At 67.3% G+C, this 6,686-nt stretch carries 8 protein-coding genes and 1 pseudogene; all 9 read right to left on the minus strand.

Going from position 1 to position 6,686, the window contains the following annotated elements; all coding sequences use genetic code 11:
- Positions 1 to 206: 206 nt before the first annotated feature.
- Positions 207 to 686 carry a SycD/LcrH family type III secretion system chaperone gene (locus VF697_RS39360; RefSeq protein WP_331103313.1) on the minus strand — a complete coding sequence of 160 codons (480 nt, stop codon included), beginning with the start codon at positions 684 to 686 and terminating at the stop codon, positions 207 to 209.
- Between the two features lie 4 nt (positions 687 to 690).
- Positions 691 to 1,167 carry a hypothetical protein gene (locus VF697_RS39365; RefSeq protein ID WP_331103315.1) on the minus strand — a complete coding sequence of 159 codons (477 nt, stop codon included), beginning with the start codon at positions 1,165 to 1,167 and terminating at the stop codon, positions 691 to 693.
- Between the two features lie 50 nt (positions 1,168 to 1,217).
- A pseudogene (locus VF697_RS39370) lies at positions 1,218 to 1,499 on the minus strand (EscU/YscU/HrcU family type III secretion system export apparatus switch protein); the annotation flags it as partial.
- Between the two features lie 33 nt (positions 1,500 to 1,532).
- Positions 1,533 to 2,597 carry a type III secretion system export apparatus subunit SctU gene (gene sctU / locus VF697_RS39375; RefSeq protein ID WP_331103319.1) on the minus strand — a complete coding sequence of 355 codons (1,065 nt, stop codon included), beginning with the start codon at positions 2,595 to 2,597 and terminating at the stop codon, positions 1,533 to 1,535.
- Positions 2,598 to 2,613: 16 nt separating this feature from the next.
- Complete coding sequence (locus tag VF697_RS39380) at positions 2,614 to 3,432, minus strand: flagellar biosynthetic protein FliR (protein ID WP_331103321.1); 819 nt, start codon at positions 3,430 to 3,432, stop codon at positions 2,614 to 2,616.
- A complete protein-coding gene (fliQ, locus tag VF697_RS39385; protein ID WP_331103322.1) occupies positions 3,429 to 3,695 on the minus strand; it encodes a flagellar biosynthesis protein FliQ in 267 nt (88 codons plus the stop codon). The genes VF697_RS39380 and fliQ overlap by 4 nt, the downstream gene beginning before the upstream one ends.
- 7 nt (positions 3,696 to 3,702) lie before the next feature.
- The gene (gene sctR, locus VF697_RS39390; RefSeq protein ID WP_331103326.1) at positions 3,703 to 4,476 is read right to left on the minus strand and encodes a type III secretion system export apparatus subunit SctR; all 774 of its coding nucleotides are present in this window, start codon (positions 4,474 to 4,476) and stop codon (positions 3,703 to 3,705) included.
- A gap of 59 nt (positions 4,477 to 4,535) precedes the next feature.
- Positions 4,536 to 5,186 carry a flagellar biosynthetic protein FliO gene (locus tag VF697_RS39395; protein WP_331103323.1) on the minus strand — a complete coding sequence of 217 codons (651 nt, stop codon included), beginning with the start codon at positions 5,184 to 5,186 and terminating at the stop codon, positions 4,536 to 4,538.
- Positions 5,187 to 5,340: 154 nt separating this feature from the next.
- Positions 5,341 to 6,686 (minus strand): type III secretion system cytoplasmic ring protein SctQ (gene sctQ / locus VF697_RS39400; RefSeq protein WP_331103324.1); only part of this gene is annotated, 1,346 nt, incomplete at its 5' end.

The following is a 6,686-nucleotide window of genomic DNA, read 5'->3' on the forward strand; positions in this document are numbered from 1 at the left end:
GCCGATGACGTTCTTCAGCGCGTCCTTGACGCCGTTGAGCAGGGAGCCGCCGATGATCTTGCCGAGGTCAATCTTGGGAAGCTGAAAGCCACCGATCTTCATTTGGGTATCTCCAGTGAGGGGGCAGCGCCAGCGCCGCCCTGCTTACAAAAGGATTATCGCGGGGGGCCTCCGGGAGTTTCCTCCCTGATTTTTCCCCACTTTTCTCAGCGCCGGCCCAGCGTCTCCAACATCGCGGAAGCCTTGGCGAAAACCGCCTCGTCGTCCTTGGCGAGCTGGGTAGCGCGGCGCAGATCCTCCACCGCCTGGGACTTCTGGCCCATGGCCAGCTTCACCTCGGCGCGGCCCACGTAGGCGCCCGCGTCGTTGGCGGCCAGCTTGAGGGCCACGTCGTAGGCGGCCAGCGCGCCCTGCGGGTTGCCGGCGGCCATCTCCACCACGCCGAGCGCCTTGGCGAAGTAGGCATCCGCGGGATTGACGGCGTAGAGGCCCTGGAAGAGCGTCCGCGCCTCGTTCACCCGGCCCTGGTAGAAGAAGTAGTAGGCCGTCTTGGCGATGGCGTACAGCTCCTCGTCCGTGTAGCCGCGCACGTCGCGCAACGTCGCCTTGCCGTCCGCCCAACGCTGCATCAGCGTGTTGAGCTTCGCCTCGTCCTGCTGGGGGTTGTTCGAATCCGGTGCGGGCATGGTGCTAGTACCCCTGCTCCTGCTGCTCCTCGCGCATACGGCGCTGGATCTCCTGAATCTCCGCGTGGACCTGGCCCACGAGCGCCAGCATCTGCGCCTCGCGCTGCAGCAGGCCCTTGAGGCGCTCCATGCGCTCGGGCGGCGCGTTGATGCGCCCCAGGCTGCGCTCGAGCTGATGGCGCTGCTCGCCATCGGCACGCCCGGCCACGCTGGCCAGGTGCGGCCGGTCCGAGAAGCCCTCGAGGGGCGCGTCATTGCCCTTGGGCTGCGGAGGCGAGGGTAGGCGGACCTCCTCGGAGGAGTGCGCCGGGCCGATGAAGTCCAGCAGCGCCGCCGAGGCGAGCGCCGGGTTCTTCGGATTGCCTACCTTGCGCTTCTTGCGATCGAGCTGGGAAGGGTCGACCAGCTTCTCGCGGACCGCGCGGGGTCCCCCCCAGGGCCAGAGGGGTGCTTTTGGGGGCTGATTATTGATTTTGGCCATGGTCTGGACCGAACCTCACTCGATTTGGGGGCCTACAGTCTAGCCCACCCTCAGCGTTTGCCGCCTGCCTGCTCCTGCTGGAGGGAGAAGACGAAGTTGAGGATCTCCGCCACCGCGTCGTACAGCTCCTCGGGGACCTCCTGGCCCACGTCGACGCGGTAGAGCGCGCTCGCCAGCGGCACGTTCCTCATCACCGGGATGTTGTACTGCTTGGCGATCTCCCGGATCTTCTCCGCCTTGAGGCGCATGCCCTTGGCCACCACGCGCGGAGCGACGTCCTTCTCCTTGTCGTACTTGAGCGCGATCGCCATCTCCACATCGTCACTCATGGGAACCTCGGCTCGGGGCGGTGGGCAGGCGCGACATCAAGCACGCGCCGCGGGGGTGGGATTCTTCAGGCCGTAGACGAAGTTGAGCACCTCGGCGACGGCGTCGTACAGCTCCTCGGGGACCTCATGGCCCACTTCCACACGCAGCAGCGCATGTGCCAGGGGCACGTTGCGCAGCGTGGGCACGTCGGAGTCGCGCGCGAGCGCCTTGATGCGCTCGGCCTTGAAGTCCAGGCCCTTGGCCAGCACCCGGGGCGCTCCGTCCTTGTCCTTGTCGTACTTGAGCGCCACGGCCACGTGATCCGGGTTGGTGACGATGACGTCGGCCTCTTTCACGGCCTCCATCTGCGCCCCCTCCATGATCTCGTGGTGCAGCTCCTTGCGCTTGGCCTTGTGGTGCGGATCGCCCTCGCTCTCCTTGTATTCCTTCTTCACGTCCTCCTTCGACATCATCATGTCCTTCATGTAGGACTTGCGCTGCCACCAGACGTCGAAGATGGCGAAGAGGAAGAAGACCATGCCCACGCGCAGGGAGACGCGGTAGACCAGCTCGCCCATGACGGCCATCATGGTCTCGGTGTCGCGGCGCACCGTCTCCACCACCAGGGGCATGGAGTCGCGTACCACTCCGAAGGTCACGTAGGCGGCCACGGAGATCTTGAGCAGGTTCTTGACCAGCTCGATGATCTGCTTCTTGCCCACGAGGTTCTTCATCCCCTCGATGGGGTTGAGCTTCTCGAGCTTGGGCATCAGCGGATCCATCGTGAACAGCGAGCCCACCTGGAGGAAATCCAGGAGGCCGCCGGCGATGGCCACGGCCGCCAACACCGGGAGGGTGAGCGTCACCACCGAGCTCAGCCCCATCAGCATGAGCTCGTAGGTGGCCTTCTCCAGCTCCTGCGGGTGGGCGATGTGCGCGAAGCTGAAGTGGAAGAGCTCGGTGGCCCGCTGCTCCAGGTTGGACCACGTCGACTTGACCACGCCCAGGCCCACGGCCAGGCCGAACACGCCCGTCAGGTCCTTGCTCTTCCAGACCTGACCCTTCTTGCGTGAGTCGTCGAGCTTCTTTTGTGAGGGTTCTTCTGTCTTCTCGTCGGACATGGCGAGGAACCCCGGTTCAGCCGAGCAGGCGCACGGCGTCGCGCAACATGGCCAGCATGGCGGCGAACTCCGTCTGCAGCCGTCCCATGATGAGGCCGATTGACATGAAGACGATGACCACGCCCACCAGCGGCTTGATGGCCATGGAGATGAAGAACACCTGGACTTGGGGCGCCACGCGGTTGACCGCGCCCAGCGCCATGTCCGTCAGGAAGGCGGCCAGCGTGGGCGGCGCGGCGAGCGCGAGGGAGATCTTCAGCAGGTCCGCGAAGGTGCGGATCATCAGGTCGAAGAAGGCCCAGGAGCCGTGGCTGAAGCGCGGGAAGCTGTCCAGGGGCACGACGTTGAAGCTCTCGGCGAGCGCCTCGATGACCAGGTGGTGGCCGTTGAGCGTGAGGAAGAGCACCACCGCCAGCTGCACCTTGAGGCTGGAGAAGAGCGACACCTGCTGGCCGATCTGCGGCACGTAGAGCTGGGCGTTGTTGCTGCCCGACATGGTGTCCACGATGTTGCCGGCCACGCGCGCCGCCTCGAACACCACGTTCACGATCGTCGCCAGCGCCACCCCGATGAAGATCTCCTTGAGCAGCAGCCCGATGTAGGGCAGCGCCGTGGTGGGGATGGTCCCCATGCGCGCGCTCACCGCCGGGAAGAGCACCACGGAGAGCGTGACGCCCACGCCCATCTTGATCTCCGTGGGCACCACCTCGCCGCCAAGGAATGGCGAGAGCACCAGCACCGGCATGATCCGGCACATGAGCAGGCCCACGGTGAAGATGACGAGCGAGAGGTTGGCCTGCTCCGTCAGCCGGGTGATGACATCGGAGATGTTCATCTGGCGATGAGGGCCGGGAACTGATCGAAGACGTGGAAGGTGAAGCGCACGAGCTGGCTGCCAATCCACGGACCGGTGAGCGCCAGCACCCCGAACACGACGATGACCTTGGGAGCGAACGAGAGCGTCTGCTCCTGGATCTGCGTGGTGGCCTGGAAGACGGAGATGAGGAAGCCCACCAGGAGGCTCATCAGCACCGGCGGAGCCGAGACGACGAGCACGAGGTAGAGCGCCTGCTGGAGGATGGAATTCAGCTGGTGCATGTGCGTCTCACAGGTAACCGATGACCAGGCCCTTGGCGATGAGGTACCAGCCATCGACGAGGACGAAGAGCAGGAGCTTGAAGGGCATGGAGATGGTGGTCGGCGAGAGCATGTGCATGCCCAGCGCCAGCAGGATGTTGGCCACCACCATGTCGATCACGATGAAGGGCACGAAGAGCAGGAAGCCGATCTGGAAGGCCTCCTTGAGCTCGGACACCACGAAGGCCGGGACGATGATCATGAAGTCCCGATCGGTGATGTCCTTGCGATCCTCCTCGGCCCGCATCTTCTTGGCCAGGTTGAAGAAGAGCGAGCGGTCCTTGTTGGTGATCTTCTTGATGAGGAAGTCGCGCAGCGGCTCCTTGGACTTGTTGGCCGCCTCCAGCAGGTTGCCCACCGACTCCGAGGACAACAGGGCGGGGCCCTTGGCCAGGATGTCCACCTCCGAGGCCCGGTACATGGCCTGACCCACCGGCGCCATGATGTAGACGGTGAGGATGATGCCCAGGCCGGTGATGACCTGCGTGGGAGGAATCTGCTGGGTGCCCAGCGCCGAGCGAACGATGGAGAGCACCACGGAGATCTTCACGAAGCTCGTCACCATCATCAGCACGAAGGGGACGAGCGACAGCGCGGCCAGCGCCAGCATCAGCACCAGCGGACGCGAGGCGAAGGAGTCCGGCGTCACCGACTCGACGGCCACGGCCTCGGTGCCAGTGCCACCGCCACGCTTGGCGGCGAGGGCGATGAGCGGATTCAGCGTGATCGCCGCGGCGAACATCCAGGGCGCGATGCGAAGGGTGGGGAGGCGAACGGTTGGCAGGCTCAAGGGTCGTCTCTTCAGGCGCTCGGCGGCTGGGTGCCGCTCGGCTGGGTAGCGCCCGATGGGGTGGCATCGCGGCGGGCGAGGAGCTTCTGGAGGAAGGGAGAAAGAGGAATCACGTTGGCCGGAGGGCGCTCGGAGCGGATGCGCTCCACCGCCTCGGTATCGAGCTTCGAGAGCAGTTGCAGGCCACTCTCGCCGCCGCCCACCAGCAGGTACTCACCCGCGGCCTTCAACACGAAGAGCGTGCGGCGCTGGTCCAGCGGCACCCGCTCCACCACCGACACCACCGAGGCCCGCCCCACTGGCACGCCCTGCAGCCCCATGAGCCTGCGCAGGCCCACGTTGAGCGTCAGGTAGATGCAGGCCACCACCGCGCCGAACAGCATCAGCGTGCGCAGCAGCATCCAGCTCAGGCTCTCGGGCTCCTCCTCCATGCCGGCCGGCAGGGAAGGCTCCAGGTGCTCATCGGCGGAAGGCGCTGGCGTCGTCAGGGCCGGAGCGGGCGCGGCCTTGTCCGCGGTGGCGTCCTTCGCCACGGGGGCCGGGGACTGCTGGGAGGGGGCCGCTTCAGCGGCGGGAGCCTGGGCCCGGGCCAACGGCGCGAGCAGCACGCACGCGCACGCCAGCACGACGGGACGCAGGAGGGAGACGAAAGACACTGCCATGGTGGGGCGCGAGGCTAGTGCATCGGCCAGGAGACCGCCACGGGCCTCCCCTGCCCCGCTTCGCTCCCCCGCTCGCCTGCCTGGGTCTGCCCACCGTGGCACGCTCTGCTCTCCTCGTTCCAATGCCACGGCGGCTCCCTCGGACGGCGCTGGGCTAGCCCGCGAGGGAGATGATGCGAACGCCCAGGTGACCCTCGACCTCCACCAGCTCACCCCGGGCCACCACCTTGCCGTTCACCGAGAGGTCCACCGGCTCGCCCGGCGTCCGGTTGAGCTCGACCACCTGCCCTACCCGCATGGACACCACCTGGTCCGCCGTCACCGGCACCCGGGCCAGCTCCACGGAAATCTGCAGCGGGATGTCACCCAGCAGGTCGCCTGCATCCATTCTGTCGTCCAAGGCTCTACTCTCCGCCAAAGGGTTGCGCCTCTCGGGGTCGGTGAACTCCTCCTGCTCCCCCGCTTCGCTCAGGGCATTCGCCGCGGCCTCGTCCGACTCGGAGGGCACGCGCCGCTGGAAGGACTGCTCGCCGAGCACCACCTCGGTGATTCGCGCCTGGTACTGGCCGTTCTCGAGGAACACCTCCGCGTTCAGGCAGCCCACGCGCCCCAGCCCCAGGCGCAGCCGCGCGGTGCCCTCCTCGCCCCGGTCCGGCCGGGCCGAGAGCACGTCCACCAGCACCACGTCCTTCACCCGGAGGCTCGACAGATCCTGGCTGGAGATCTCCGCGTAGCCGATCTCCGCCCGCAGCCAGGTGCGTACCGAGGACAGGCGCGCCAGGTGGGCCTGCGCGTCCGCGCGCAGCAGCGCCCGCCGGTGCTCGGCCACCTGCGCCGGCTCCATCACCTCCAGCACGCCCGAGGGCACGAAGAGGCGCACCGCGCCCTCCTGGGCGCCGATCCGGGCCCGGAGTTGGACCACCAGCACCGGCCCATCCTCGCCCAGCCGCGCCGCCGCCTCGTCCGCCCCGCGCGCCACTCCCTCCATGCGCAGCTTGGGCTGACCCGGATCCATCCCCGGCGCCAGCGCCTTGAGCGCCTCGAGGATGACGAAGCCCACCACGCCTTCCTCGATGTCCGTCAGGGGCCGCAGGCCGACCGTCTCCCCCGCGCCGCCCAGCAGCATGTCCACCACCGCGTGCGCCAGGGCCAGCTCCACCTCCAGCACCGCGCGCCCGCGATGCGGGCCGGGGACCAGGAAGGAGAGGAAGGAGGGCGCCGCCAGGTGCCGACGCAGCTCGCTCGTTCCGAGGACGTGCAACGTCTCCAGCGTGAAGACGGGCTGCGCGTCGAAGATGGCCTTGAGCCGGGCGCACAGCGCCTCGATGGCCTCGCCCTTCGGCGTCAACCACTTGAGCCGGCCGGTGAGCCGGGACTCGGTGAGAGACACCTTCTCCAGCTTGTTGGCGAAGGAGAAGGGGCGCCACGGCTTCGCCGAGCGCTTCAGCTGCCGGGTATTGACCACCATGGTGCGCTCGTGTTCGCCGGGGCCGTCGCCAT

This window comes from Archangium sp. (assembly GCF_036388035.1).
Lineage (GTDB): Bacteria > Myxococcota > Myxococcia > Myxococcales > Myxococcaceae > Archangium.

Bases quoted from the DNA above. Each gene is read 5' to 3' on its own strand.
- sctR (WP_331103326.1), bottom strand. From the start codon at position 4,476: ATGTTCGCCGCGGCGATCACGCTGAATCCGCTCATCGCCCTCGCCGCC.
- VF697_RS39380 (WP_331103321.1), bottom strand. From the start codon at position 3,432: ATGAACATCTCCGATGTCATCACCCGGCTGACGGAGCAGGCCAACCTC.
- fliQ (WP_331103322.1), bottom strand. From the start codon at position 3,695: ATGCACCAGCTGAATTCCATCCTCCAGCAGGCGCTCTACCTCGTGCTC.
- sctU (WP_331103319.1), bottom strand. From the start codon at position 2,597: ATGTCCGACGAGAAGACAGAAGAACCCTCACAAAAGAAGCTCGACGAC.
- VF697_RS39365 (WP_331103315.1), bottom strand. From the start codon at position 1,167: ATGGCCAAAATCAATAATCAGCCCCCAAAAGCACCCCTCTGGCCCTGG.
- VF697_RS39360 (WP_331103313.1), bottom strand. From the start codon at position 686: ATGCCCGCACCGGATTCGAACAACCCCCAGCAGGACGAGGCGAAGCTC.
- VF697_RS39395 (WP_331103323.1), bottom strand. From the start codon at position 5,186: ATGGCAGTGTCTTTCGTCTCCCTCCTGCGTCCCGTCGTGCTGGCGTGC.